The organism is Streptomyces sp. bgisy100 (assembly GCF_057709105.1).
Window position 1 is genome coordinate 1 of the sequence record NZ_JBYITE010000069.1, and the last position, 26,787, is coordinate 26,787.

Here is a 26,787-nt window from a genome sequence, read left to right on the forward strand (position 1 = left end):
TCCGGAACCCCCCACCCCTGCGGCCCCGGCCCCCTCACGCCGGTGGTTCGTCCATCGGTGGACGTTGGTGTCCGGCGGTGGGCGTCCGTCGGAGTCCTCCCCGCTTTGGCTTCCTTGCTTCCGTGGGCTACCCCCGACGGCTGTCGGCTGGGTGGCGGGACGGGAAAGCCCGGTATTTCCGTCTCGGAAATACCGGGCTTTCCTGTGTGGTGTCAGCTGTGTTCGCGCCAGCGGTTGGTGATCGGGAGGCGGCGGTCCTTGCCGAAACCTTTCGCTGAGATCTTCGTGCCCGGCGGGTACTGGCGGCGCTTGTACTCGGCCGTGTCGACCAGGCGCAGGATCCGGGTCACGAGTTCGGGGTCGAAGCCCGCGGCCACGATCTCCGCGCGGCCCTGGTCGCGGTCCACGTACCGTTCCAGGATCTGGTCGAGGATGTCGTAGTCGGGCAGCGAGTCCGTGTCGACCTGGCCCGGCCGGAGCTCGGCGCTCGGCGGCTTGGTGATCGAGTTCTCCGGGATGGGGGGCGTCTGCCCGCGCTCCTCGGCGGCCTGGTTGCGCCACATGGCCAGGCGGAAGATCAGGGTCTTGTAGACGTCCTTGATCGGGCCGTAGGCGCCGACCGAGTCGCCGTACAGCGTGGAATAGCCGCAGGCCAGCTCGGACTTGTTGCCCGGGGCGAGGACGATGTGGCCCTCCTGGTTGGAGATGGCCATCAGCGTGGTGCCGCGCAGCCGCGACTGGAGGTTCTCCTCGGCGAGGCCGGTGAGGCCCAGGGCCGTCATGTAGCTGTCGAACATCGGGCCGATCGGCACCGTGCGGTAGTTCAGCCCGGTGCGGCGGGCGAGGTCGGCGGCGTCGTCCTTGGAGTGCTCGGAGGAGTAGCGCGAGGGCATGGAGACGCCGTACACGTTCTGCGCGCCGAGGGCGTCGCAGGCGATGGCCGCGACGAGCGCCGAGTCGATGCCGCCGGACAGGCCGATGAGGACGCTGCGGAAGCCGTTCTTGGCCGCGTACGCCCGCAGGCCGACGACCAGGGCCGAGTACACCTCCTCCGCGTCGTCCAGCCGGTCGGCGTAACCGCCGGCCAGCTCCGGGTCGTAGGCGGGGAGCGGGTCCGGGGAGAGCGTGACGTGCTCGATGCGCAGGCCGTCGTCGACGGTGCCCGACGGGGGCTCCGGGACGGCCGCCGGCAGGTCCAGGTCCAGGACCACGCAGCCCTCGGCGAACTGGGGGGCGCGGGCGATCACGTCGCCGTCGGGTGCCACCACGATGGAGTCGCCGTCGAAGACCAGCTCGTCCTGGCCGCCGATCATCGCCAGGTAGGCGGTCGTGCAGCCCGCCTCCTGCGCGCGCTTGCGCACCAGCTCCAGGCGGGTGTCGTCCTTCTCCCGCTCGTACGGCGAGGCGTTGATGGAGAGCAGCAGCCCGGCGCCGGCGGCGCGGGCGCCCGGGACACGGCCGCCGTCCTGCCACAGGTCCTCGCAGATGGCCAGCGCCACATCGACGCCGTGGACCCGGACGACGGGCAGGGAGTCGCCGGGGACGAAGTACCGGAACTCGTCGAAGACGCCGTAGTTGGGCAGGTGGTGCTTGGCGAAGGTCAGCGCGACCTCGCCGCGGTGCAGCACCGCCGCCGCGTTCTGCGGGGCACCGGCCGGCTGGCCGTAGCGCGGCTGGGCCTTGCCGGACCGGTCCAGATAGCCGACCACGACCGGGAGTTCACCGAGTCCCTCGTCCGCGAGCCGGGCCGCCAGCGCACGCAGCGCGGCGCGCGACGCCTCGACGAAGGAGGAGCGCAGGGCGAGGTCCTCGACGGGGTAGCCGGTCAGCGCCATCTCCGGGAAGGCCACGAGGTGGGCCCCCTGCTCGGCGGAGTGCCGGGTCCAGTGGACGATCGTCTCGGCGTTCCCGGCGAGATCGCCGACGGTCGAGTCGATCTGATTCAGGGCGAGACGAAGTTGAGGCACCCCGTCAGTGTAATCGTCTTTCTGACGCGATCAGGGTGGGGAACCTCACCGAGCAGGGGGCACACTGCGGAGTCCCGCCGTCCGCACCCTCGGAACGACGTCGTTGAGCTGCGGCAATAGCATGGCGTCCACTATGTCCCGTGCCTCGCGCCTCATCGCCGCCCTGCTCGCCCTCGGAGCTGTCGCCTACACGGCCTGGACGCTGGAGGTGGTCCTGGCCACCGGCCTCGACCCCGCGGAGACCTACGTCAGCGAGCTCGCGGCGACCGACCAGCCGCTCGGCGCGCTGTTCCGGACCACCGATCTGATCGCCGGGCTGCTGTTCCTCGCCGCCGCCGTCACCGCGCTGCTCCAGGGGGACCGCGGGCCGCGGTGGACCACGGCCGGCTGGGTCGGCATGGCCGTCTTCGGCGCCGCCACGGCCGTCGACTCGCGGTTCCCGCTCAGCTGCGCGCCGATCGACGACCCCGGCTGCGCGGCACGGGAGCGCGCCGGACTGGTGCCCTTCACCCACGTGGCACACACCGTCAGCAGCTCGGTCGCGATAGGCGGCGCGCTCGTCGCCCTGGTGGCGCTGACCGTCGCCGCGCGCCGCTACGGGCGGTGGGCGCCGGTGGCCCGCTTCGGCCCGAACCTCGTCGCGGTCGAACTTCTCGCCAGTCTGTGGACCCTGGTGGCCGTCGCCGCGGTCGAGGTCGGCCGCGGTCCGTGGTTCCTGGGCGCCGGCCAGCGGCTGCAGGTGCTGCTCATCGCCGTCTGGACCGCCCTGCTGGCGTACGCGCTGGCCGGGCGGGAGCGCGCCGGGTGACCCGCCCCGGCATCCCCGGGCGGATGCTGCGGATCGACGGGCTGCCCACCCACGTGCTGTGCGAGGGATCGGGCCCGGTGACCGTGCTGACCGGCGGACTCGGCAGCCCGTGGTTCGACTGGGACGAGGTCGTCCCGCTCCTCGCGCCGTACCGCACCGTCGTCCGGTTCGACCGCCCGGGCCTCGGGCTGAGCGCCCCCGCGGTGCGGGTCCCGACCGCCGCGGGCGAGGCCGCCCGGATCCGCCGCGTCCTGGCCGCCCTCGGCCTGACCGGACGCTGCGAGGTCGTCGGGCACTCGCTGGCCGGCTTCCACGCCGAGGCCTTCGCCCGGCTCCACCCGGAGCGGACGGCGGGCCTGGTCCTGGTGGAGAGCAGCGTCGTGGAGGACGGCCCCTCCCCCTTCCCCGCCGGGCTGCGCATCGGGGCCGCTCGCGCCCTGGGCACCGCGCTCTCCGCCGCCGGCCTGCCCCGGCTGCTGGCCGGCACCGCCCGCCGCCTCACCGTCCGCACCGCGACCGTCCGCCACCATGACCCCGTACCGGACAGGCTGGTCCGCCGCTGCTACGGCACCAGCCGGACCCTGCACACCGTGCTGCTGGAGAACGCCACCTACCGCGACCTGGTGACCGAGACCGTCGCGCTGCGCGCCCGCCACCCGCTGCCGCCCGTTCCCGTCACCGTGCTCGCCGCGTACGACGCGAGCGACTCCCCCCACGAGCTGCGCTGGCTCGACCAGCAGCGCCGGCTCGCCGCACTGCTCGGCGGGGAGTTCCGGCTGTCCGCCCCGGCCGGTCACCAACTGATGCTCGACGATCCGGCGGCCGTGGCACGGGCCGTGCTGGGCACGGCCCCTCGATAGGTCCTCTCGGACGGGGCACGGGGTGACGCCGGGTACGGTCGGTCGGGTGGGGAAGGCGCCGGACCGCGGGATCCGCGGCGGGGAGCGGCGCCGCGGCCGGATTGAGCGGCCTTCCAGCCGGACGCGTAACCTGCTGGAAACCGCCCCCGGTGATACTGATGGTGGCCCCGCGATGTGACCGCCGGCGGTGCTGAACAGGCCGTCCGACCTGCAAGGAAGTAGCGATGGACAAGCAGCAGGAGTTCGTGCTCCGCACGCTCGAAGAGCGCGACATCCGCTTCGTACGCCTGTGGTTCACCGATGTCCTCGGGTTCCTCAAGTCGGTCGCCGTGGCCCCCGCCGAGCTGGAGCAGGCCTTCGACGAGGGCATCGGCTTCGACGGGTCCGCGATCGAGGGCTTCGCCCGGGTCTACGAATCGGACATGATCGCCAAGCCCGATCCGGCCACCTTCCAGATCCTGCCCTGGCGCGCCGAGGCCCCCGGTACGGCCCGGATGTTCTGCGACATCCTGATGCCGGACGGCTCCCCGTCGTACGCCGACCCCCGCTACGTCCTCAAGCGGATCCTGGCGAAGACCTCCGACCTCGGCTTCACCTTCTACACCCACCCCGAGATCGAGTTCTTCCTGCTCAAGGACAAGCCGGTGGACGGGCGGCGGCCGATCCCGGCGGACTCCTCCGGCTACTTCGACCACACCCCGCAGAACGTCGGCATGGACTTCCGCCGACAGGCGATCACCATGCTGGAGTCCATGGGGATCTCGGTGGAGTTCTCCCACCACGAGGGCGCGCCCGGACAGCAGGAGATCGACCTGCGGTACGCGGACGCCCTGTCCACGGCCGACAACATCATGACGTTCCGGCTGATCATGAAGCAGGTCGCGCTGGAACAGGGCGTGCAGGCCACCTTCATGCCGAAGCCGTTCTCGGAGTTCCCCGGCTCCGGCATGCACACCCACCTGTCGCTGTTCGAGGGCGACCGCAACGCCTTCCACGAGTCCGGTGCCGAGTACCAGCTCTCGAAGGTCGGCAAGTCCTTCATCGCGGGCCTGCTGCGGCACGCGGGCGAGATCGCGGCCGTCACCAACCAGTGGGTGAACTCCTACAAGCGCATCTGGGGCGGCTCGCAGCGCACCGCCGGCGCCGGCGGCGAGGCCCCCTCGTACATCTGCTGGGGCCACAACAACCGCTCGGCCCTCATCCGCGTGCCCATGTACAAGCCGGGCAAGACGGTCTCCACCCGGGTCGAGGTCCGCTCCCTGGACTCCGGTGCCAACCCCTACCTGGCGTACGCGGTGCTGCTCGCCGCCGGGCTCAAGGGCATCGAGGAGGACTACGAACTGCCGGCGGGCGCGGACGACGACGTGTGGGCGCTGAGCGACGCGGAGCGCCGCGCCATGGGCATCGAGCCGCTGCCGCAGAACCTGGGCGAGGCCATCTCGCTGATGGAGCGCAGCGAACTCGTCGCGGAGACGCTGGGCGAGCACGTCTTCGACTTCTTCCTGCGCAACAAGAAGCAGGAGTGGGAGGAGTACCGCTCCGAGGTCACGGCGTTCGAGCTGCGGAAGAATCTGCCGGTGCTTTAGGAGCAGGTCAGGGCGTTCACGCGTCTTTTGCAGCTATCGGGGCTGCCGGTCGAGAGCCGGCGGCCCCACTGCGCATGGAGGGGTGCTGGGCCGTGTGTGGGCCGTGAGCGTTGGCAGACACGAGTTACTCGCGGCCCAGCGTGAACACGTGCATCTCTCCGGCCAGTTCGATGGAGCGCCAGTAGCTCCAGCGACGCGCTACGTACGCTCTGCCCTCTGGGCTCATCAGCTCAACCTTGGAGAGCGCCGCCGATGGATCCGCGATGGCTCCACTCAGCAGCCCAGGTAAGTTAGAGGTCGAAGGGGATGGCGGAGCCCGGCTCGTCCTTGAACCTCTCTTCTTCTACCCAATATGAATTACGCAGTCTTTGGTAGTCGAAGTTGCTTCCCTGGGGAGTTCGTTGGACCGTGAGGAAACCGTGACGCTCAAGCTCTTTCCGGGCTTTCGTCCAAGTGTTGTGGGAGAATCCGTAGGAGTCTCGCCGCTCTTTTGGTATGTAGCGAGCCTGCTTGTAGCCTCCTTGGGATTCAAGGAGTGCAAACAGGACTGCTATTCCCGTTGCGCTCAAGTGCAGAATCCAGCCGCGCCGCCAGAACTCCATTGGGATTCCTACGTATCGCCCCTGTGTGCTGGCGCGTACATACGGGCCTCCGGTCTCCTCGGTGGAGATCAGTTTGATCGCGGGGGTATTCCCGCGCCTGGGCTCCAGTTCAATGAAACCGTTAGCGCTCAACCACTTTAGGTTGTTGTTTATTCGCCGAGGTCCAGTCTCGGGCGGTAGAGCGAGCATGCGTGCCCATGCATGCGGTGCTGGCGGTTGCCGGATGTCGTACGGCTTGGCTGTGGCCATCATCGTGATGCACAGGTAGAGCTTGAGGCGGATCTCGCCACCTCGCCCGCCTTGGATGAGGCGGGCGAGGGGTGGCTCCACGCCGTCCACCTGTGACCTGACGAAGCCAGGCGCGAAGGGCACGTTTCCGCGTCGGGCGGCCCGGTCGACCGCCCGCTCAAGCTGCCTGACTGCGGACGGGTGAAGAGGGTTGGGCAAAGTCGTCGACCTTTGTGAAGTAGAAACCGGGGGTACAGGGGTCCCAGGGGTACCAGGGGTCCAGGGGGTACTTCCTTATACCTTGCTGCGAGAGTGCGCATGGAGTCATTTGCAAAAGCTGTAGCTCTCCCTTGAGTCTGCTGAAACCGTCCAGTGCAGCGGTAGAAGCTCTCCTTCAGAAACGTCATTCAAGCGCTTTGACCTGCGGTTTTGCCTCTGTCACCTTGGAGTTGCCTCGCCAGGGGGGCGTAGGCGAATGAGGTAGCTCAGCGCGGCAGCGCTGAGGGGAGGAGATCAGTTGAACGGGAACCACCCTTCCCAGAAGGGCATCTGGCTGGCACTCATCCTGCTTGCCGGCCTGGGCGTAGCCGCCGGTGCCGCGGTGCTCTTCTACGTGGCGGGGGCCGCGGCGACGACTGTTCTGGGAGCTGGCGGGGCGTCCTTCATGGGTGCTTCCAGCCTCGGTCTCGCCGCGCACCGCTTCATGGTCGAGTGAGCCTTACGGCTCTGACCGTGCATGAGGCGTGAACGGTGAAGCGTTGCTGTGTACCACTGGTCAGAGGCGTCGCAGGTCAGCGGGCGAGCATCCGGCAGGCTGTGAATGCGCGGTGTTGGGGAGGGGCGTTCCTGGGCCGTCGCTGGGCCGTCAAAGGGCGGCCCGGAGCGACCAACGACGACCATCAACCGCTACCGCTTAGCAGATCAGGAGGGCTCCGCAGCGGATCGCCGCAGTCCGCCGGAAGTGCTCATCAATTCCTGCGCAACAAGAAGCAGGAGTGGGAGGAGTACCGCTCCGAGGTCACGGCGTTCGAGCTGCGGAAGAACCTGCTGGTGCTCTGATCGCGGGCCAGTGCGTACGCGCTGACCGCTGACCACTGATCCGGGCCGATGGCGGAATGCCCTCGGCCCGGAGCCGTTTCTGCGATGAGCCGCTCTCCGATGATGATCTCCGGTCCCGGACCCGGAGTCCGGCGCGAGCCCAGGACGACCTGCGGGAAGTCCTGGGCGACCCCTGTGTCCGGGCCGTTCCGCTGCGTTATGTTGGAACGTCAGGGGCACGGGGGGTGCCTCGCGGCACAGGGGGAGGAACGGTGTCGGAGGATCAGGAACTGCCGGACGCGGGGGCGTCGGACCCGCAGTCGTCGAATCCCGCGTCGTCGGGCCAGCAACCGTCGGGTCAGCAACCGTCGGGCCAGGAGCCATCGGATCCGGAGTCGTCGGCCCCGGAGGAGCCGGAACTGCCCTACCGGGAGACGTCCGATCCGGAGTGGAACCAGGTCGCGGCCGGTACGGCGGCGGTGAGTCTGCACCCGGACGAGCTGACGCCCGAGGTGATCGTGGTGAGCGGGCCCTGCCCCCGCTGCGGGCATCCGAGTGTGTTCTCCGAGCGGCTCGTCGCCTACTCCAGCGCCATCATGTCCGGCGGCGGACTCCGCCGCGGTCTGCTGGCGCGGGCACTGCACCGGGCAACGGCCCAGCAGGGTGCCCGGCAGGTCGAGGTGATCTGCGGCTGCCGCACCGACCACGACGAGACGGGGGAGCGCAAGGGCTGCGGCGCCTCCTGGGTGCTGCACGTCGAATGGGGTGTGTGACATGGCGATCCGGGTCACGCCCGGCATACCCAGTACGCCCGCCAGCCGGCTCCGGGCCGACGAGGCCCGCCGGCTGCTGGAGGACGAGCTGACCCGGGTCCGCGCACAGGCGGAGAGCTGGCGCAACGGTCTCGCCGCGCTGCTCGCCCTGCTGACATCCGTCGGCGTGGTCAAGGGACCGGACCAGGTGCACACGCTGACCGGCTGGTCGCGCGGCGCGGTGGGACTGCTGCTGCTCACCGGCCTGCTGCTGTCGGCGGCGGGCGCGTTCTGGGCCATGCGGGCCGCCTTCGGACTGCCCCGGCGGCGGGTGGCGGAGAGCTCGCTGGAGGAACTGCTCACCCGTCAGCGGCTCAGTGTGCGCCGCGCGGTCACGGATCTGCGCCGGGCGATCGTCGCCGGGTTCACGGCGCTCGCGGTGGTGGCCGCGGGCGTCGGGCTCACCTGGTACGGCAGCCGGGCGGACAAGGCCGGATTCCGGGTCGTCGACACCCGGGGCACGGTGCTCTGCGGCCCCCTGGTGCGCTGGGACGCCAAGAAGGGCGTGCGGGTACGGGTCCAGGGCGTGGAGCGGAACGTCCCCATGCCGCGGGTCGCCTCGGCGAAACCGGTGAAGAGCTGCCCGTAGCGGGGGTGTTCGGGTGGCGCGGGCTGCCGCCCCGTTCCGGAAACAGTCCCGGCCATTCCGTCACCGGCGAACCCGTCCCTGACAAACCGTCCCCGGGAATGCCGGTCCTGCAATCGGTCTTCGGAAAAGCCCGCCCCGGCCATGCCGTCACAGCCAGCGGGCGTCCGGCTGTGCACCCCGGCGGTGCAGCTCCAGGACCGCCGGAGCGGTGTTCTCCCACAGCAGGTTCACGATGTCCTGGATCCCTGTGCCCAGCATGATCGCCGACTCGGCGTGCTCCTCGGCGTTCTGCTGGAGGTTCATGCGCAGCAGCTTGCGCCGGTCACTGGCCGGCGGGTGCGTGGTGGCCGTGCCCACGGTGTCCTCCCCGCGGATGAGCAGGGACAGCGCCCGGTTCAGCACCTCGTAGGCCGAGAAGAACAGCTCGACGCCGGCGTGGCTGAGCGCGACGTCGTGGCGCTTCTCCACCATCGCCGACACCGACAGGGACCAGCCGATCAGATCGGCGATGAACTCCTTCTCCCAGCTCCAGGTGGCCTCCGACACGGCGGGCCCCGCGGTGCCCAGCAGTCGCCGGGCAGCGGTGCCGTCGGCGAGATGGCCGTCGGCGACATGGCCGTACTCGTGGCCCAGGACGAACAGTTCCAGCCCGTTGCGGAGTGTCGAGGCCAGGGGGTTGAGCTCGGGCGGGACGAAGTACTGCGGGGCGGCCCCCGGCGAGCCGCGCAGCACATAGGCGAGGACGACTTCGCGGAACCGTTGCAGCGCCTCGGGCGCGTCCCGGAGGTGGCGCCGCACGCTGTCGATGCCGTGGGAGAACGCCAGCCCCCCGTCCTTCGTCTCTTCGAATGGGATCGCCAGGGCCACGGCCTTGCTGAACAGGTTGGCGAAGTTGAGGAGTTGGTCCTCGAAGACCACGAGATGCGCGTCGGAGTCGGGAACGAGAATCGTGACGGCGTTGATCTCGCCGGTGGCCAGCGTGCCCAGCATGGGCCGGGTGAAGGGCGACGGAACGTGACGTTCCAGGACGTCCGCGAGGGAGTGGATCAGGTGGTACCACTCCCACGTCTCATGCGGACCGAGCGGCGGCCAGTGATCCGGAACGTGACGGGCCGCCGCGATGACGGCGTCCAGTTCCTTCTCGGTCGCATTCGGGGCGATGCCCCGGGCCATGGTCCGCAGGGCATCATCGGAGTGCCCGCGCTCGGACGGGCCGTCACCCCGGGCCTCGGCAATGGTCGCCTGGAGTTTCCAGAGGAAACTCCGTGCGCGGTCCGGCTCATTCGTCAATGCTCCGCCCCCGTTCATCAGTTGTCCCCAGGGCTTGAATGCGTGTGGTGACGCAGGGACGTCAGTCCTTGCTCCGCTGAATACCGGGGGCGGGGCGCCCTTTTGGCGTGCGGCCGGCGGGCCTCGGCGCCGTTGTCATGCGAGCGCCCCGCTCCGGAAATGCCCTCACAGCCAGCGGATGTCCGGCCGCTCGCCCCGGCGGTGCATTTCCAGGACCAGGGGAGCGGTGCTGTTCCAGAGCGTGTCCACGATCTCCTGGATTCCGCCGGCCAGGCCGATGGTCGACTCGGCGTGCTCCGTGGCATTCTGCTGAAGGTTGACGCGCAGAAGTGCACGCCGGTCACCGGCCGGCGGGTGCGTGGTGGAGGTCCCGACGGTCTCCTCCCCGCGGATGAGCAGCGCCAGGGCCCGGTTCAGGACCTCGTAGGCGGAGAAGAAGAGCTCGACCCCCGCATGGCTCAGCGCCACGTCGTATCCCTGCTCGGTCATGGCGGAGACAGCGAGATGCCAGCCGATCAGGTCGGCGATGTGCTCGTTCTCCCAGCTCCAGGTGGCCTCCGCGACGTCGGGACTCGCCGTCCCCAACAGCCGCCGGGGCGCCGAGCCGTCGGCCAGATGGCCGCCGATGACATGGCCGTACTCGTGGCCCAGGACGAAGAGTTCCAGGCCGTCACGGAGGATCGAGGCGAGTCCGCCGACTTCCGCGGACGCGAAGTACTGCGGTGCCCTGCCCGGCTCCCCGTCCAGCAGATAGGCGAAGACGACCTCGCGAAAGCGCTGCACGGCCTCCGGGGATTCGGCGATGTGGCGCCGCACCTCGTCCATGTCGAAGGAGAACTGCAGCATCCCGTCCTCGGCACTCCTGAACGGCAGAGCCAGGGCCACGGCCTTGCTGAACAGGTTGGCGAAGTTGAGCAGCTGGTCCTCGAAGACCACCAGATGCGCGTCCGACCCGGGTACGAGGAGCGTGATCGCATTGATCTCGCCGGTGGCGAGGGTGCCCAGCGTCGGCCGCACGAAGGGCGGCTGGATATGGCGCTCCAGGGTGTCGGCGAGTTTGTGGATCAGCCAATGGCCACCCATGTCCGCATGCGGCCCCCTGGGCGGCCAGTGCTCGGGGGTGTGGTTCGAGGCGTCGATGAGCGTCTTGAGCTGGTCCTCCGTGGCGCCGGGCAGAACGCCCTTCGCGACGTAGCGCATGAGTGCGTCGGTATCGCTGAGTGTCGGCCCCCGGCCGCGGGCCTCGGCGATCCTTGCTTGCAGCTTCCACAGAAAGGCCTGTGCTTGCTCGGTTTCCGGCATCAACTCTCTGCCCCCCGTTCCTTGCTCTCAGTATTGTCCGACAGCTGGGTCGGCATGTCTGCTGTTGCCGGAAAGAGATGTGACGGGCGACAGTTCTGCTTGCGCTTGCTTCCAGGCGTATCGCGCGGATTGCCGTTTCCGGAGGGTGTTGGGGGAGTGAACGGGGCTGCAGTGGCTTTCCGGCTGTCGACTTCAGTGAGTTGACTGGGCTTGAACGGCAATCGACCAGGAGAACGGACATGTCGCCGAAGGCGGTGACGGGGGCGTGGGGTGCAGTCGCCGCCTGGCATCGGTGACGCCGCGGCGGTCCGCGCCCCCTCGGTCTGTGATGAGCCCCGGAGGTCCGCACCCCCACATTCCCTCCCCTCCCGGGGGCGGTGCTCAGCCCGGGGGTGGTGCTCACGGCTTCTCCCGGAGTCGTCCGCACCCGCTCACACCGGCCCTCGCCCCGTCGCACCTCGGCGCACCCGGCCCTCCTCGTCCGCCCTCTCGCCTTCGGCGCTCCCGTCCCCGGCCTCCCCGCCCCCGACACCCTCAGCCCCCACCGCACGACCCCTCCCACAAGGTGATCGATCATGGAATCCCCGCACGTCGAAATATGCTGGGAACACCGCCCCGGACACCCGCCGGGCGCGCCGCGCCGGACGGGTCCGGACGGTTAGGCTCGTGACCGGTCCCGTCCGGGTTCCGCACGGGACACGGGCACGACGGCGCGGGCGACGGTGCGGGCGCCGGCGCCCGTGACGGCACCCGGGAGCGACCGGCACCCGGGAGCGACCGCACCCGGGAGCGGCCGGGGCGGAAGGCGGGCCGGGGCCGGGCCGGCGGCAGGTCGGCCCCATGGGACGGGAGGCGGCGGTGGTGCAGGTACCGCAGGGACGCAGGAGCAGCACCTTCACCCGGCTGCTCCGGCACGGATTCACCGACCCCTCGGCGGCGGAGCGGCTGCTCGACGCCCCCGAGTTCTCGGCCTTCAGCACCGACCCCGTGCTGCTCGACGCGCTCGGCGCCACCGCCGACCCCGATCTGGCGCTGATGGGCCTGGTGCGGCTCGTCGAGGGGCTGGCCCTGCGGGACGAGGTGCGGGCCGCCTCCGGCGAGAACGGCGGGCCCACCGAGACGCGGACCCTGCTCGACACCCTGATCGGCGCCAAGCCGCTGCGCGACCGGCTGCTCGGGGTGCTGGGCGCGTCCGAGGCGCTCGGCGACCACCTGTCGCGGCACCCCCTCGACTGGCACGCCCTCGTCACCTACGAGTCCGCCGACCTGCACCCCGGCGTCGACGAGTTCGAGCGGATGCTGGACGAGGCCCGGGACGCCGACACCCTCCGCGCCGCCTACCGGCGCTGTCTGCTCACCATCGCCGCCCGCGACGTCTGCGGCACCATCGACGTCGCCGACAGCGCCGCCGAGCTGGCCGACCTGGCCACCGCCACGCTGCGCGCCGCGCTGGCCATCGCCGAGGCCCACGAGCCGTCCGACGCCCGGATGTGCCGCCTCGCCGTGATCGCCATGGGCAAGTGCGGCGGCAACGAGCTCAACTACGTGTCCGACGTGGACGTCATCTTCGTCGCCGAGCCGGTGGACGGCGCCGAGGAGTCCAAGGCGATGCAGGCCGCCACCCGGCTCGCCTCCCACATGATGCGGATCTGCTCCGACACCACCGCCGAGGGCACCATCTGGCCGGTCGACGCCAACCTGCGCCCCGAGGGCCGCAACGGCCCGCTGGTCCGCACTCTCTCCAGCCACCTCGCCTACTACCAGCGCTGGGCCAAGACCTGGGAGTTCCAGGCGCTGCTCAAGGCCCGGCCGGTCGCCGGCGACATGGCGCTGGGCCAGGAGTACCTGGACGCGGTGGACCCCCTGGTCTGGCAGGCCGCCGAGCGGGAGAACTTCGTCCCCGACGTGCAGCAGATGCGCCGCCGCGTCGTCGACAACATCCCCCCGGCGCAGATCGACCGCGAGCTGAAGCTCGGGCCCGGCGGGCTGCGGGACGTGGAGTTCGCCGTCCAGCTGCTCCAGCTCGTGCACGGACGCACCGACGCCACCCTGCGCCGCGGCGCCACCCTCGACGCCCTGGCCGCGCTCGCCGCGGGCGGCTACGTGGGGCGCGCGGACGCCGCCTCGCTCGACGCCGCGTACCGCTTCCTGCGCTCGATGGAGCACCGCATCCAGCTGTACCGGCTGCGCCGCACTCATCTCGTCCCCGAGGACGAGGCCGACCTGCGCCGCCTCGGCCGCTCCCTGGGCCTGCGGACCGAACCGGTCACCACCCTCCGCAAGGAGTGGAAGCGCCATGCGCGCGAGGTGCGGCGGCTGCACGAGAAGCTCTTCTACCGGCCGCTGCTCGACGCGGTCGCCCAGCTCGACCCGGGGGAGGCCCGGCTCAGCCCGCGGGCCGCCCGGCAGCGCCTGGAAGCACTCGGCTACGCCGACCCGGGCGCCGCGCTGCGGCACTTGGAGGCGCTGGCCTCCGGGGTGACCCGCAAGGCGGCGATCCAGCGCACCCTGCTGCCCGTGCTCCTCGGCTGGTTCGCCGACTCGGCCGACCCGGACGCCGGGCTGCTCAACTTCCGCAAGGTGTCCGACGCGTTGGGCCGGACACCCTGGTACCTGCGGCTGCTGCGGGACGAGGGCGCGGCGGCGGAGAACCTCGCCCGGGTGCTGTCCGCCGGGCGGCTCGCCCCCGACCTGCTGCTGCGGGCCCCCGAGGCGGTCGCCCTGCTCGGCGATCCGGAGGGCCTCAACCCCCGCGACCACCGGCACCTGGAACAGGAGATCCTCGCCGCCGTGGGCCGCGCCGACGGGCCCGAGGCGGCCGTCGCCGCGGCCCGCGGGGTGCGGCGCCGGGAGCTGTTCCGCACCGCCGCGGCCGACCTCATCGGCTCCTACGGCACCGAGGGCGGCCCCGCCCAGGACGCCGGCTACTCGCTGACCGGCGGCGGCGCCGTGGACCTGGTCGGCGGCGCGATCAGCACCATCAGCGCGGTGACCATCGCGGGCGCGCTGCGTGCCGCCGTCCGCGCCACGTGGGGCGACGAACTGCCCACCCGCCTCGCCGTGATCGGCATGGGCCGTTTCGGCGGCCAGGAGCTCAGCTACGGCTCGGACGCCGATGTGCTCTTCGTCCACGAACCGCGCGAGGGGGTCGACGAACACGAGGCCGCCCAGGCCGCGTTCGCCGTCGCCAACGAGATGCGCCGGCTGCTCCAGCTCCCCACCGCCGACCCGCCGCTGCTGATCGACGCCGATCTGCGGCCGGAGGGCAAGTCCGGTCCGCTGGTCCGCACCCTGGCCTCGTACGCCGCCTACTACCGGCGCTGGTCGCTGATCTGGGAGAGCCAGGCGCTGCTGCGCGCCGAGCCCGTCGCGGGCGACCCGGATCTGGGCCGGCGGTTCATCGAGCTGGTCGACCCGCTGCGCTACCCGGCCGAGGGCCTCGGCGAGGACGCCGTACGGGAGATCCGCCGGCTCAAGGCCCGGATGGAGTCCGAGCGGCTGCCCCGGGGCGCGGACCGGACCACCCACACCAAGCTGGGCCGCGGCGGCCTCTCCGACGTCGAGTGGACCGTCCAGCTGCTGCAGATGCGGCACGGCTGGGCCGAGCCGGGCCTGCGGACCACCCGCACCCGCGAGGCCCTGCACGCCGCGCACGCCGCCGGGCTCATCGCCACCGAGAACGCGGAGATCCTGGACGAGGCCTGGGTGCTGGCCGCCCGGGTGCGCAACGCGGTGATGCTGGTGCGCGGCCGGCCCGGGGACACCTTCCCCACCGACGGGCGGGAGCTCGCGGCGGTGGGCCGCTACCTGGGGTACGAGCCGGGCCACGTCGGCGAGATGCTGGACGACTACCGGCGGATCACCCGGCGGGCACGCGGCGTCGTGGAGGAGCTGTTCTACGGGGCGTGACGGCCGGGGGCGGCCCACCGGCGGACGGCGGCATCAGGCACGGGCAGGGCTGTAGGGGCAGGACGGCCGGACCGGTCACGGTGGGCAGATCCCGCACGGGGCCCGACGGCCACCGGAAGCCACCGGCACGGGGCGGCCGGCGTCGGCCGCCCCCGCTCAGACCGGGCGCAGCTCCGGCTGCACCGGCACCTTGCGCGGCAGCCGGTACGCCATCGTGCCGTACCAGGCGTACGACAGCGCGAAGCCGAAGGCCAGGCACATCAGCCCGCCGACCGCGTCCAGCCAGAAGTGGTTCGCGGTGGCGACGATCACCACCAGGGTGAGCGCCGGATAGGCGATGCCCACCACCTTCAGCCACATCGGTCGGGCCAGCATCACGATGGTGATGCCGCACCACACCGACCAGCCGATGTGCATCGACGGCATCGCCGCGTACTGGTTGGACATGGCGGCCAGGTTGCCGGAGGCCATCGACCCCCAGGTCTCGTGCACCAGCACGGTGTCGACGAACCCGCCGTTCGGCACCAGCCGCGGCGGCGCCAGAGGATAGAGGTAGTAGCCGAGAAGCGCGACCCCGGTGGTGGCGAACAGCACCAGCCGGGTCGCCGCGTACCGCCCGGGATGCCACCGGTACAGCCACACCAGGACCACGACGGTCACGACGAAGTGCAGCGTCGCGTAGTAGTAGTTCATGCCGACGATCAGCCATTCCACCGAGTTCACGGCATGGTTGACCGTCCTCTCCACGGCGATGCCGAGGACTTCCTCCACCCGCCAGATCCAGTCGGCGTTGCGCAGGGCCTCGGTCTTCTGCTCCGGGACCGCGTTGCGGATCAGCGAGTACGTCCAGTAACTCATCGCGATCAGCAGGATCTCGAACCACAGCTGGGGATGGCGAGGAGTGCGCAGCCGGACCGTCAGGGTGTGCGTCAGTGCGGGGCGGTCCGAACGCTCCTCGATGGGTGGCGGGGTGGTGGCCGACCTGCGGCCTTCCAAAGTCCTCACAGATACTTCACCCATAGCGCGACAGTCTGCCAGATCGTCGCCTCCGACAGATCATTCGCCGGTCGGTTCCTCTTCACTCACGCTACGCCTGGAGGAGGAGGTCTGCCCGCCCGGAGCGGCCGCCGTGGAACCCCGCACCACGAGCTCCGGAAGGAAGACGAACTCGTTGTGCAGCGGCTCCGGGGCACCCCCCTGAGCCGCCCCGGAGAGGGTGCCGCCGATCTCCTCCAGCAGCGCCCGCACCGCCGCCTGGCCCATGGCCGGCACCGGCTGCCGGATCGTGGTCAGTGGAGGATCGGTGAAGGCGATCAGCGGGGAGTCGTCGAAACCGATCACCGAGATGTCCCGCGGCACGTCCAGGCCGCGCTGCCGGGCGGCGCGGATCGCGCCGAGCGCCATCATGTCGCTGGCGCACACCACGGCCGTGCAGCCGCGGTCGATCAGCGCGGAGGCCGCCGCCTGGCCGCCCTCCAGGGAGAACAGCGAGTGCTGCACCAGGGCCTCGGCCCGGGCCGCGGAGTAGCCGAGCAGCTCCTCCACGCTCTGCAGGAAGCCCTCTATCTTCCGCTGCACCGGGACGAACCGCTGCGGCCCCAGCGCCAGCCCGACCCGCTCGTGGCCGAGCGCCGCGAGATGGGTGACCGCCAGCCGCATCGCCGCCCGGTCGTCGGGGGAGACGAACGGCGCCCTGATCTTCGGGGAGAAGCCGTTGATCAGGACGAACGGCACGCCCTGGCCGCGCAGCTGCTCGTAGCGCTGCGCGTCGGCGGAGGTGTCGGCGTGCAGCCCGGAGATGAAGATGATCCCGGCGACCCCGCGGTCCACCAGCAGTTCGGTCAGCTCGTCCTCGGTGGCGCCGCCCGGTGTCTGGGTGGCGAGCACCGGCGTGTACCCCTCGCGGGTCAGCGCCTGCCCGATCACCTGCGCGAACGCCGGGAAGATCGGGTTGTCCAGCTCCGGGGTGATCAGCCCGACCAGCCCGGCGCTGCGCTGCCGCAGCCGGACCGGCCGTTCGTAGCCCAGCACGTCCAGCGCGGCCAGCACGGACTGGCGGGTGGTCGCGGCCACGCCCGGCTTGCCGTTGAGGACCCGGCTCACCGTCGCTTCGCTGACCCCCGCCTGGGCTGCGATATCAGCAAGTCGCGCGGTCACGGGATGGGACTGTACCGGTCGCATCTCAGACCGCCCACCACACACAGGAATCGGCCGGAATACGGACGGTTCCTTCCGCGCTGCGTCCCTCGGGGATCAGGATGGCCAGCGGCGAGGTGGACAGCAGCGGACGGCCCGGCACCGGCAGTTCGACCTCCCGGTCCAGGGTGTTGAGCGTGCACACGAATCCCGGGCGGGACACCGCCAGCACTCCCTCCGGTGCGTCCAGCCAGGCCATCGGGCCGTCGCCCAGCCCGGGCAGCTCCCGGCGCAGCACCAGCGCCGAGCGGTACAGCTCCAGTGTGGACCGCGGATCGCCGGACTGCGCCTCGACCGACAGCTCCTGCCAGGCCTCGGGCTGCGGCAGCCAGCTGCCGCCCGGCCCGAAGCCGTACGGGGCCCGGTCGCCGGACCAGGGGATCGGCACCCGGCAGCCGTCCCGGGTGCCGTCCTGGCTGCCCGCCCGGAAGAACGCCGGGTCCTGGCGCACCTCGTCCGGCAGGTCCACCACCTCCGGCAGCCCCAGCTCCTCGCCCTGGTAGACGTAGGTGGAGCCGGGCAGGGCGAGCATCAGCAGCGCCGCCGCGCGGGCCCGGCGCAGCCCCGGCTCGCCGCCGCCGTAGCGGGTGGTGTGCCGGACGACGTCGTGGTTGGACAGCACCCAGGTGGTGGGCGCCCCCACCGAGGCGGTCGCCGCCAGTGACGCGTCGATCACCGTACGCATCGAGTCCGCGTCCCAGTCGCAGGTCAGGAACTGGAAGTTGAACGCCTGGTGCAGCTCGTCCGGCCGGACGTACAGCGCCAGCCGCTCCGAGGTGGGCGCCCAGGCCTCGGCGACGCCGATCCGGTCGCTGCCGTAGGAGTCCAGCAGCTTCCGCCAGGAGCGGTGGATGGCGTGCACCCCGTCCTGGTCGAAGAACGGCAGCACCTGGGCGCCGATCAGCTTGGCCTGCTCGCTGCGCCCGATGTCGGGCAGCCCCGCGGCCTTGACCATGCCGTGCGCGACGTCGATCCGGAAGCCGTCCACGCCGAGGTCCAGCCAGAAGCGCAGGACCGACTCGAACTCCTCCCGCACCTCCTCGTTGTCCCAGTTGAGGTCCGGCTGTTCGGGGGCGAAGAGGTGCAGGTACCACTCGCCGGGGGTGCCGTCCGGGCCGGTGACCCGGGTCCAGGCCGGGCCGCCGAAGACCGACTCCCAGTCGTTGGGGGGCAGTTCGCCGTCCGCACCCTTGCCCGGCCGGAAGTGGTAGCGGTCCCGGGAGGCCGCGCCCGCCCCCTCCGCGAGCGCGGCCCGGAACCACACGTGCTGGTCGGAGGTGTGGTTCGGGACGATGTCCACGATCACCTTGAGTCCGAGCTCGTGCGCCGTGCGCACCAGGTCGTCCGCGTCCGACAGGGAGCCGAACAGCGGGTCCACGGCACGGTAGTCGGCGACGTCGTACCCGCCGTCCGCCTGCGGCGAGGCGAAGAACGGGGTGAGCCACACGGCGTCCACCCCGAGCTCCGCGAGGTACGGCAGCCGCTCCCGGATGCCGCGCAGGTCACCGATGCCGTCGCCGTCGCTGTCCGCGAACGAGCGCACGTACACCTGGTAGATGACGGCACTGCGCCACCACCCCTGGGTGTGCGGCCCGGCCGTCTGCTCGCGGACGGAAGGGGCGAGGTCCTGGGTCATGGTGCGTTCCCCATCGGGTCGGCCCGTCAACGGGCTTCATGTGCAAGGAGTCGTCGGTCCGGCGCGCCGCGCGGACCGGGGATTCGGGCGGGTCAGCCCTTGGTGCCGCCCGCCGTGAGGCCGGCGACGAGGTGTTTCTGGGCGAAGAAGAACATCAGGCCGGCCGGCACGGTGATCAGCACCGAGGAGGCCGTCATCAGGCCCCACTCGGCCCGGTGCGGGCCGACGAAGGTCTGCAGTCCGACGGCGAGGGTGTAGTTCTCCTCGCTGGACATGAACTGGGTGGCGTAGGCGACCTCGCTCCACGCCGTGATGAAGGAGTAGAACGCGGTGACCGCCAGGCCGGGCCGGGCCAGCGGCACGATCAGCCGCCAGAAGGTGCCGAACGGGGTGAGCCCGTCGACCCGCCCCGACTCGTCGATCTCCGCGGGCACGGTGTCGAAGTACCCCTTGAGCATCCAGGCGCAGAACGGCACGGACACCGAGCAGTAGGTGAGGATCAGCCCGCCGTAGCTGTCCAGCAGCCCCAGCTTCCCCAGGGTGTTGTACAGCGGCACGATCAGCACCGCGACCGGGAACATCTGGAACATCAGGAACGACCACATCAGGGGCTTGTGGCCGGGGAAGCGCATCCGGGACACCGCGTACCCGGCGCTGGCCGAGATGAGCACCCCGACCACCGTGGTGCCGCCCGCCACGACCAGCGAGTTGCCGAACCAGGTCAGGAACTCCGTCTCGCCCAGCACCCGGCTGTAGTTGCCCAGCGAGAAGCCGGACATCTCCATGGGGTGCGTCCAGCCGTTCTCCCCGCGCAGCGACACCAGGACGATGAAGACCACCGGGAACAGCGCGATCAGCGCGGCCAGGGCGAGGGCGGCGTGCAGGGCGACCGACGAGGCCCGGGAGCGCTCCCCGCGGCCCCGGACGCGTACGGCTGTGGTGCTCATCGGGCGGTCTCCTGACGGGTCAGCATCCTGCGGTAGAAGACGGAGAAGACCAGCAGCAGGGAGAGGATGACCATGCCGTAGGTGGCCGATCCCGCGTAGTCGCGGACTCCCTGGAACGCCAGCCGGTAGGCGTAGGTCACCAGGATCTCGCTCTCGGTGCCGCCGGCCTGCCCGATCACCAGGTAGATGATCGGGAACATGTTGAAGGTCCAGATGGTGCCCAGCAGGATGACGGTGCTGCTGACCGGGCGGAGGCCGGGCAGGGTGACGTTGCGGAACCGCTGCCAGGGCGACGCCCCGTCCATCTCGGCCGCCTCGTGCAGCTCCCGGGGTATGGACTGCAGACCGCCGAGGATCGCCACCATCATGAACGGCACACCCAGCCAGACGTTGACCCCGATCACCGAGATCTTCTGGATCACCGGGTCGCCCAGCCAGTCCACCGGGCCCGCCCCGACCTTCGCCAGCAGGGCGTTGAGAACCCCGTTCTGGCTGTTGTACATCAGCTTCCAGGCGAACGCGGCGACGAACGCCGGTACCGCCCAGGGCAGGATCAGCAGCACCCGGTAGAGCGAACGGCCCTTCAGCGGCCGGTTGAGCAGCATCGCCAGCCCCAGACCGATGCCGTAGTGCAGGAACACACAGCTCGCGGTCCAGATCACCGTCCAGCCCAGCCGCGGGTAGAACGACCCCTCCTTGCCGGAGAGGATGTTCCAGTAGTTCTCCAGGCCCACGAACGAGTAACTCGCCGGCACCTCGAAGGTGCCGATGGTGCGGCCGATGTTGGCTTCGTCGGCGTCGGTGAACGACAGGTAGAGGCCGCGGCCGAGCGGATACCCGACGAGTACGGCCAGCACCACGACGACGGGCAGCACCATCGCCCAGGCGTACCAGTGGGTGTCGAACGAGCGCCGGGCCCGGGTGAGCGGCCCGGGGCGCGGGCCGCGCTCCGGGGGCCGGGTGCTCCCGGCACCGGCGGTGCTCCGGGGCGGGGTGACGGCTGTGGTCATGGCTCCAGGGCTTTCTGCGAGCGGGGCGGGCGGGAACCGGCTCGGCCGGCCGGGCGCGTGGGGTCCGCCCACGCGAGCGGGGTGGACCCCCGGCCGGCCGAGCCGGAGACTGTCACTCGCCGGTCTTGTAGTCCTTGATCAGCTTGGTCCGCCACTCCTTCGCCAGGGCGTCGAGCCCGGCCTTCGGCGACATCTGGCCGCGCAGGATCTTCACGTAGTGCTGGTCGTAGGCGACGAAGAGATCACCGACACCCGGGATGGCCGGACGCGCCTTGGAGGTGGCGAGCGCGTCCTGGAAGGCCTTCTTCACCGGGTCGGCCGTCACCGCCGCGGTGTACGCCGACTTGCGGGTCGGCAGGGTGCCGAGCTCGGTGGCGGTGTACTCCTGGCTCTTCCTGGAGGTCATGAACTTCACGAAGAGCAGCGAGGCGTCGAGGTTCTTCGTCCCCCGGTAGACGGTGTAGTTGTGGCCGCCGATGGGGGCCGCGCCCTTGCCCGAGGAGCCGGCCGGGATCGGGGCGATGCCCAGGTTCTTCTTGTCCTCGAACGCCTTGCCGGTGTAGTCCTCGGCCGTCGACCAGGGGCCGTTGACGACCATGGCGACCTTGCCGTCCTTGAAGGCGGTCTGCATGTTGACGTAGCCGTCGGTGGTGGCGGGCTTCAGCGAGACACCGGACTTCACCATCTTCAGGGCCGTCTCGATGCCCTTGACAGCCTCGGGGGAGTTCACGGTGATCTTCTTGTTCCCGACGTCGAGCATGTCACCGCCCTCGCCGTAGACGAACGGCAGGGAGAAGTAGCCCTCGGGGTTGAGCTGGGTGCCCGCGACCCCGGTCTTCTTCTTGATCTTCTTCGCGGTCTCCGTGAACTCCTCCCAGGTGGCCGGGGGCTTGCTGATCCCGGCCTTCTTGAAGAGCTCCTTGTTGTAGAGGAGACCCAGGGTGTCGGTGACCTGCGGGACGCCGACGGTCTGCCCCTTGTAGCGGGCGGTCGACAGCGGACCCGGCAGGTAGTCCTGCTTGCCGTCGAGAGCGACGGTGCCGTCCAGTGGCTGGAGCAGCCCGAGGTTGGCGAAGCCGGCGGTCCAGCCGACGTCGGTGCGCATCACATCGGGTGCGCCCTTGCCGGCCTGGGCGGCGGTCTTGAACTTCTGCTCGGCGGCGTCGAAGGACACCGGCACCCGCTTGACCTTGATCTTCGGGTACTTCTTCGCGAAGTCCGCGATCAGCTTCTCGTACGCCGGGCCCTCGGCCTCGTTGGAGGTGTCCCACCAGGTGACGGTGCCGGACACGTTCCCCGGGTCCTTGGCGGCCTTCGAGCCGTCGCCGCCGGTGTCGGCCTGGTCCCCACCGCAGGCCGTCGCCGCCAGAGCCAGCACGCCGGCCACCGCGGCGACCGATATGCCTCGACGCATATGGATCTCCTCAATGAGTGTGACCCGGCGAGTCCCTGGGTGGTCCGGGCTGGGCAGGAACGTAACAGGCTGAAATCTCTTGCGAAAGACCTTGCAACGAGAAAACGGCGTGATTTCACCGTTGTGACCTCCCTGTGTCCCGGGGGTTGACCCCGCAGGTCGGGGCTCGTACGGTCTCGACCGCAGCACGGCGGCTGCCGTCTTGCTGCAAGAACCATCACTCAATGGCCTTACGGGCAGGGCGCGTTGCCGCAAGGCTGCACCGTCACCCCCCACCTCCCGAAGGAGGAGGCCCCCCACATGGCCAGTACCGTCAGCAGGTCTCTCGCCGTCGCCCTCGCCGTCACGGCGGGGGTGGCGACCGCCGTCGTCGCCCCGGGCACCGCCCCGCGGGCGCAGGCGTCCCCGCCGGGGGACAAGGACGTCACCGCCGTCCTCTTCGAGTGGCGTTTCGACGACGTCGCCCGGGAGTGCCGGAAGACCCTCGGCCCCGCCGGATACGGCGCCGTCCAGGTCTCACCGCCCCAGGAGCACATCCGGGGAGCCCAGTGGTGGACCTCGTACCAGCCCGTCGGTTACAAGATCGCCGGACGGCTCGGCGACCGCGCCGCCTTCAAGGCGATGGTCGGCGCCTGCCACTCCGCGGGCGTGAAGGTCGTCGCCGACTCCGTGATCAACCACATGTCCGCCGGCGCCGGGACCGGCACCGGCGGCACCGCCTACACCAAGTACGACTACCCCGGCACCTACCGCCCGCAGGACATGGACGACTGCCGGTCGGAGATCGGCGGCTACGGCGACCGGGCCGAGGTGCAGAACTGCGAACTCTCCGGCCTCGCCGACCTCGACACCGGCGAGGAGCACGTCCGCTCCCGCATCGCCGGCTACCTGAACGGCCTGCTCTCCCTCGGCGTCGACGGCCTGCGGATCGACGCCGCCAAGCACATACCGGCCACCGACCTCGCGGCCGTCAGGAAGAAGCTGAAGGACCCGGACGCGTACTGGAAGCAGGAGGTGATCCATGGCGCCGGGGAGGCGGTCTCCCCCGACGAGTACCTCGGCACCGGCGACGTCCAGGAGTTCCGCTACGCCCGCGACCTCAAGCGGGTCTTCACCGGCGAGCGGCTGTCGTACCTGAAGAACTACGGCGCCGGCTGGGGCTATCTGGACAGCGGCAAGGCCTCGGTCTTCGTCGCCAACCACGACACCGAGCGGGCCGGCGACACCCTCAGCTACAAGAACGGCGCCGACTACACCCTGGCGCACGTCTTCATGCTGGCCTGGCCCTACGGCTCCCCGGACGTCCACTCCGGCTACGAGTGGTCCGACAAGGACGCCGGACCGCCCAACGGCGGCTCGGTGAAGGCCTGTTACTCCGACGGCTGGAAGTGCCAGCACGCCTGGCCCGAGATCGCCCGCATGGTCGGTTTCCGCAACACCGTGCGCGGCACCGCCGTCACCCACTGGTGGGACAACGGCAACGACGCCATCGCCTTCGGGCGGGGGAACAAGGGCTTCGTCGCCGTCAACCACGAGAAGAAGGCCCTGTCCCGGACCTTCACGACCTCGCTCCCCGCCGGCGACTACTGCGATGTGCAGAGCGGGCGGAACGTCACCGTCGACGGCTCCGGAAAGTTCACCGCCACCCTCGGCGCCGACACCGCGCTCGCCCTGCACACCGGGGCGCGCCGCTGCTGACCGCCTGAATCACCCCGGCAACCGACCAGGCCGCCCGGCGCGCGCCCGCGCACCGGGCGGCCTCCCGTATCCCCTCGAGGAGACCGTCCGTGATCCGCCCCTTTCCGCGCAGAACGGCGGCCGTCGTCGCGGCCGCCCTGTGCGCGGCCCTCGCACCGGCCGTCCCGGCCACCGCCGCACCGGACCTGGACCTCGGCGCCTCCCGGGCCCAGTGGATCGACCGCTCCACCGTGGTCTGGAAGGAGCAGGCCACCGGCACCGCCACCCGGCAGCTCGTCTACGCCCCGCACGGCGGCATCACCGTCGAGAACGGCGAACTGTCCGACGCGGGCCACCGGCTCCACCTGAACCCCTCCACCCTGACCGGCGCACAGCGCGCGAAGTACCCGCACCTCAAGGACTATCCGGCCTTCACCGTCGCCCCGCGCGACCGGGACCGCGTCCGCGCCGCCCTCCGCGGCCAGCTCGTCGCCACCCAGCGGTCCGCGTCCGGCACACTCCTGGCCGCGACCGGCGTCCAGACACCCGGCGCCCTGGACGACCTCTACGCAGCGAACGCCGCCCGCGCCGAGCTCGGCCCGGTCTTCACCGGCGGCCGCCCCACCCTCTCCGTCTGGGCCCCCACCGCCCGCACCGTCACCCTCGAACTCGGCGGCCGGACGCACCGCATGCACCGCGACGCCCGCACCGGCGTCTGGTCCGTGACCGGCCCGAAGAGCTGGACGGGCGAGCCGTACCGCTACGCGGTGACCGTCTGGGCCCCGACCGTGCGCAAACTCGTCACCAACCGGGTCACCGACCCCTACTCCACCGCCCTGACCACCGACTCCCGCCGCAGCCTCGCCGTCGACCTGGACGACCCCCGGCTCGCGCCCCCGGGCTGGTCCACGCTGCGCAAGCCCGCTCCCGTGCCCCTGCGCGCCGCCCGGATCCAGGAACTCCACATCCGCGACTTCTCCGTGGCCGACCGCACCAACCGGCACCCCGGCGGCTACCTGGCCTTCACCGACCGGCGCTCCGCCGGCGTCCGGCACCTCCGGAAACTCGCCGAGGCCGGGACCTCGTACATCCACCTCCTCCCGGCCTTCGACATCGGCACCATCCCCGAGCGCCGCCGGAACACCCCCGACTGCGACCCGGCCGCCTACCCCACCGACTCCGAGCAGCAGCAGGAGTGCGTCACCCGGGGCGCCGCCGACGACGCCTACAACTGGGGCTACGACCCGCTGCACCACACCGTCCCCGAGGGCTCCTACGCCACCGACCCCGACGGGCCCCGCCGCACCGTGGAGTTCCGCCGCATGGTGCAGGCCCTCAACCGCACCGGGCTGCGCACCGTGATGGACGTCGTCTACAACCACACCGTGGCCAGTGGGCAGCACAACAAGTCGATCCTGGACCGGATCGTCCCCGGCTACTACCAGCGCCTGCTGGCCGACGGCTCGGTCGCCACCTCCACCTGCTGCGCCAACACCGCGCCCGAACACACCATGATGGGCAGACTCGTCGTCGACTCGGTCGTCACCTGGGCCAAGCAGTACAAGGTCGACGGCTTCCGCTTCGACCTCATGGGCCACCACCCGAAGGCGAACATCCTCGCCGTCCGCAAGGCCCTCGACGCGCTCACCCCCGCCGAGGACGGCGTCGACGGCAAGAAGATCGTCCTCTACGGCGAGGGCTGGAACTTCGGCGAGGTCGCGGACGACGCCCGCTTCCCCCAGGCCACCCAGCGGAACATGGCCGGCACCGGCATCGCCACCTTCAGTGACCGGGCGCGCGACGCGGTACGCGGCGGCGGCCCGTTCGACGAGGACCCGCGGGTGCAGGGCTTCGCCTCCGGTCTCTTCACCGACCCCAACGGCTCACCCGCCAACGGCACCCGCGCCGAACAGCGGGCACGGCTCCGCCACGCCCAGGACCTCATCAAGATCGGCCTCACCGGCAACCTCGCGGACTTCACCTTCACCGACTCCTCCGGCACCCGCGTCAAGGGCTCGGAGGTCGACTACAACGGCGCCCCCGCCGGCTACGCCCGGGCCCCCGGCGACGCCCTCGCCTACGCGGACGCCCACGACAACGAGACGCTCTACGACACCCTGGCCTTCAAACTCCCGCAGCGCACCACCGGCGCGGACCGGGCCAGAATGCAGGTCCTGGCCATGGCCACCGCCGCCCTCTCCCAGGGCCCGGCGCTCTCCCAGGCCGGCACCGACCTGCTGCGCTCCAAGTCGCTGGACCGCAACTCCTTCGACAGCGGCGACTGGTTCAACGCCATCCACTTCAGCTGCGGCCCGGCGGCCAACGGCTTCGGCCGCGGCCTGCCCCCGGCAGCGGACAACAAGGCCAAGTGGCCCTACGCCAAACCGCTCCTCGCCGACCCGGCCCTCCGCGCGACCTGCCCGGACATTCGCTCCGCCGGGGCCGCCTACCGCGACCTGCTGCGGATCGCCACCAGCGAGAAGTCCTTCCGCCTGGCCACGACCGAAGCCGTCCAGTCGGACCTCTCCTTCCCGCTCTCGGGCATGGAGGAGACCCCGGGCGTGATCACCATGCGCCTCGGCAAGCTCCTGGTGATCTTCAACGCCTCCCCGGACCGCCAGGAACAGCACCTCACCACGGCCCGCCCGTACCGCCTCCACCCCGTCCAGGCCCACGGCAGCGACCCGGTCGTGAAGACCGCAACCCACACCCACAACACCTTCACGGTCCCGGCCCGCACGGTCGCGGTGTTCCGGGCGGACTGACAACGGAGCCGGGCAGCTGCTGCAGCGCGGCCATGACCGCAATGCCGCCGACGGACGGGCCGAACCAGCGAACACCGTCGGGGCCGACAGCCCACCGAGGGGCAGCCGCCGACGCACGGGAGGGGGACGGGGCCGGAGGGGTGGGGGGTTC

General features: G+C 71.0%; 16 protein-coding genes and 3 pseudogenes. 10 read left to right on the forward strand and 9 right to left on the reverse strand.

What is annotated here, in order from left to right; all coding sequences use genetic code 11:
* Positions 1–212: 212 nt before the first annotated feature.
* Positions 213–1,967 carry an NAD+ synthase gene (locus AC3EQ1_RS29240; protein ID WP_432097333.1) on the reverse strand — a complete coding sequence of 585 codons (1,755 nt, stop codon included), beginning with the start codon at positions 1,965–1,967 and terminating at the stop codon, positions 213–215.
* Positions 1,968–2,100: 133 nt separating this feature from the next.
* On the opposite strand from AC3EQ1_RS29240, the gene AC3EQ1_RS29245 reads away from it, so the two are divergent.
* From AC3EQ1_RS29245 to AC3EQ1_RS29275, 7 genes and pseudogenes are all read left to right on the forward strand, one after another.
* A complete protein-coding gene (locus AC3EQ1_RS29245; protein ID WP_432097334.1) occupies positions 2,101–2,775 on the forward strand; it encodes a DUF998 domain-containing protein in 675 nt (224 codons plus the stop codon).
* Between the two features lie 23 nt (positions 2,776–2,798).
* Entirely contained in the window at positions 2,799–3,635 is an 837-nt protein-coding gene (locus tag AC3EQ1_RS29250; RefSeq protein WP_432097347.1) for an alpha/beta fold hydrolase, read from the forward strand.
* 224 nt (positions 3,636–3,859) lie between these two features.
* Positions 3,860–5,221, forward strand: coding sequence for a type I glutamate--ammonia ligase (gene glnA / locus AC3EQ1_RS29255; RefSeq protein WP_351515342.1), 1,362 nt, complete (start codon positions 3,860–3,862; stop codon positions 5,219–5,221).
* A 1,347-nt stretch (positions 5,222–6,568) separates the two neighbouring features.
* On the forward strand, positions 6,569–6,766 hold the full coding sequence (locus tag AC3EQ1_RS29260) for a hypothetical protein (protein ID WP_432097335.1): 198 nt from the start codon (positions 6,569–6,571) through the stop codon (positions 6,764–6,766).
* Between the two features lie 257 nt (positions 6,767–7,023).
* A pseudogene (locus AC3EQ1_RS29265) lies at positions 7,024–7,110 on the forward strand (glutamine synthetase); the annotation flags it as partial.
* A 251-nt stretch (positions 7,111–7,361) separates the two neighbouring features.
* On the forward strand, positions 7,362–7,862 hold the full coding sequence (locus AC3EQ1_RS29270; protein ID WP_432097336.1) for a hypothetical protein: 501 nt from the start codon (positions 7,362–7,364) through the stop codon (positions 7,860–7,862).
* Between the two features lies 1 nt (position 7,863).
* Positions 7,864–8,490, forward strand: coding sequence for a hypothetical protein (locus AC3EQ1_RS29275; protein ID WP_432097337.1), 627 nt, complete (start codon positions 7,864–7,866; stop codon positions 8,488–8,490).
* A 147-nt stretch (positions 8,491–8,637) separates the two neighbouring features.
* Here AC3EQ1_RS29275 and AC3EQ1_RS29280 read toward each other — a convergent pair whose 3' ends face one another.
* Together AC3EQ1_RS29280 and AC3EQ1_RS29285 are read right to left on the reverse strand one after the other, a co-directional pair.
* Complete coding sequence (locus tag AC3EQ1_RS29280) at positions 8,638–9,780, reverse strand: hypothetical protein (RefSeq protein WP_432097338.1); 1,143 nt, start codon at positions 9,778–9,780, stop codon at positions 8,638–8,640.
* Between the two features lie 165 nt (positions 9,781–9,945).
* Positions 9,946–10,980, reverse strand: coding sequence for a M48 family metalloprotease (locus AC3EQ1_RS29285; protein WP_432097339.1), 1,035 nt, complete (start codon positions 10,978–10,980; stop codon positions 9,946–9,948).
* A 942-nt stretch (positions 10,981–11,922) separates the two neighbouring features.
* Between AC3EQ1_RS29285 and AC3EQ1_RS29290 the strand changes: the two genes are divergently transcribed.
* Positions 11,923–14,991 (forward strand): bifunctional [glutamine synthetase] adenylyltransferase/[glutamine synthetase]-adenylyl-L-tyrosine phosphorylase, encoded by a 3,069-nt coding sequence (locus AC3EQ1_RS29290; protein WP_432097340.1) that lies wholly within the window; start codon positions 11,923–11,925, stop codon positions 14,989–14,991.
* A 156-nt stretch (positions 14,992–15,147) separates the two neighbouring features.
* Here the strand turns inward: AC3EQ1_RS29290 and AC3EQ1_RS29295 are convergent, their stop codons facing one another.
* The 6 genes from AC3EQ1_RS29295 to AC3EQ1_RS29320 form a co-directional block, all read right to left on the reverse strand.
* The gene (locus AC3EQ1_RS29295) at positions 15,148–16,011 is read right to left on the reverse strand and encodes a phosphatase PAP2 family protein (protein ID WP_432097341.1); all 864 of its coding nucleotides are present in this window, start codon (positions 16,009–16,011) and stop codon (positions 15,148–15,150) included.
* A gap of 36 nt (positions 16,012–16,047) precedes the next feature.
* The gene (locus AC3EQ1_RS29300) at positions 16,048–17,148 is read right to left on the reverse strand and encodes a LacI family DNA-binding transcriptional regulator (protein WP_432097342.1); all 1,101 of its coding nucleotides are present in this window, start codon (positions 17,146–17,148) and stop codon (positions 16,048–16,050) included.
* 25 nt (positions 17,149–17,173) lie between these two features.
* A complete protein-coding gene (locus AC3EQ1_RS29305) occupies positions 17,174–18,823 on the reverse strand; it encodes a glycoside hydrolase family 13 protein (RefSeq protein WP_432097343.1) in 1,650 nt (549 codons plus the stop codon).
* Between the two features lie 92 nt (positions 18,824–18,915).
* Positions 18,916–19,770, reverse strand: coding sequence for a sugar ABC transporter permease (locus AC3EQ1_RS29310; RefSeq protein ID WP_432097344.1), 855 nt, complete (start codon positions 19,768–19,770; stop codon positions 18,916–18,918).
* On the reverse strand, positions 19,767–20,780 hold the full coding sequence (locus AC3EQ1_RS29315; RefSeq protein WP_432097345.1) for a carbohydrate ABC transporter permease: 1,014 nt from the start codon (positions 20,778–20,780) through the stop codon (positions 19,767–19,769). Before AC3EQ1_RS29315 ends, AC3EQ1_RS29310 begins: the two co-directional genes overlap by 4 nt.
* A gap of 112 nt (positions 20,781–20,892) precedes the next feature.
* Positions 20,893–22,194, reverse strand: a complete 1,302-nt coding sequence (locus AC3EQ1_RS29320) for an extracellular solute-binding protein (RefSeq protein ID WP_432097346.1) — start codon at positions 22,192–22,194, stop codon at positions 20,893–20,895.
* A gap of 300 nt (positions 22,195–22,494) precedes the next feature.
* Between AC3EQ1_RS29320 and AC3EQ1_RS29325 the strand changes: the two are divergent.
* Both AC3EQ1_RS29325 and pulA read left to right on the forward strand, forming a co-directional pair.
* Positions 22,495–23,889, forward strand: a pseudogene (locus AC3EQ1_RS29325) (alpha-amylase); the annotation flags it as partial.
* 173 nt (positions 23,890–24,062) lie between these two features.
* Positions 24,063–26,636: pseudogene (pulA, locus tag AC3EQ1_RS29330) on the forward strand (pullulanase-type alpha-1,6-glucosidase); the annotation flags it as partial.
* Positions 26,637–26,787 lie beyond the last annotated feature (151 nt).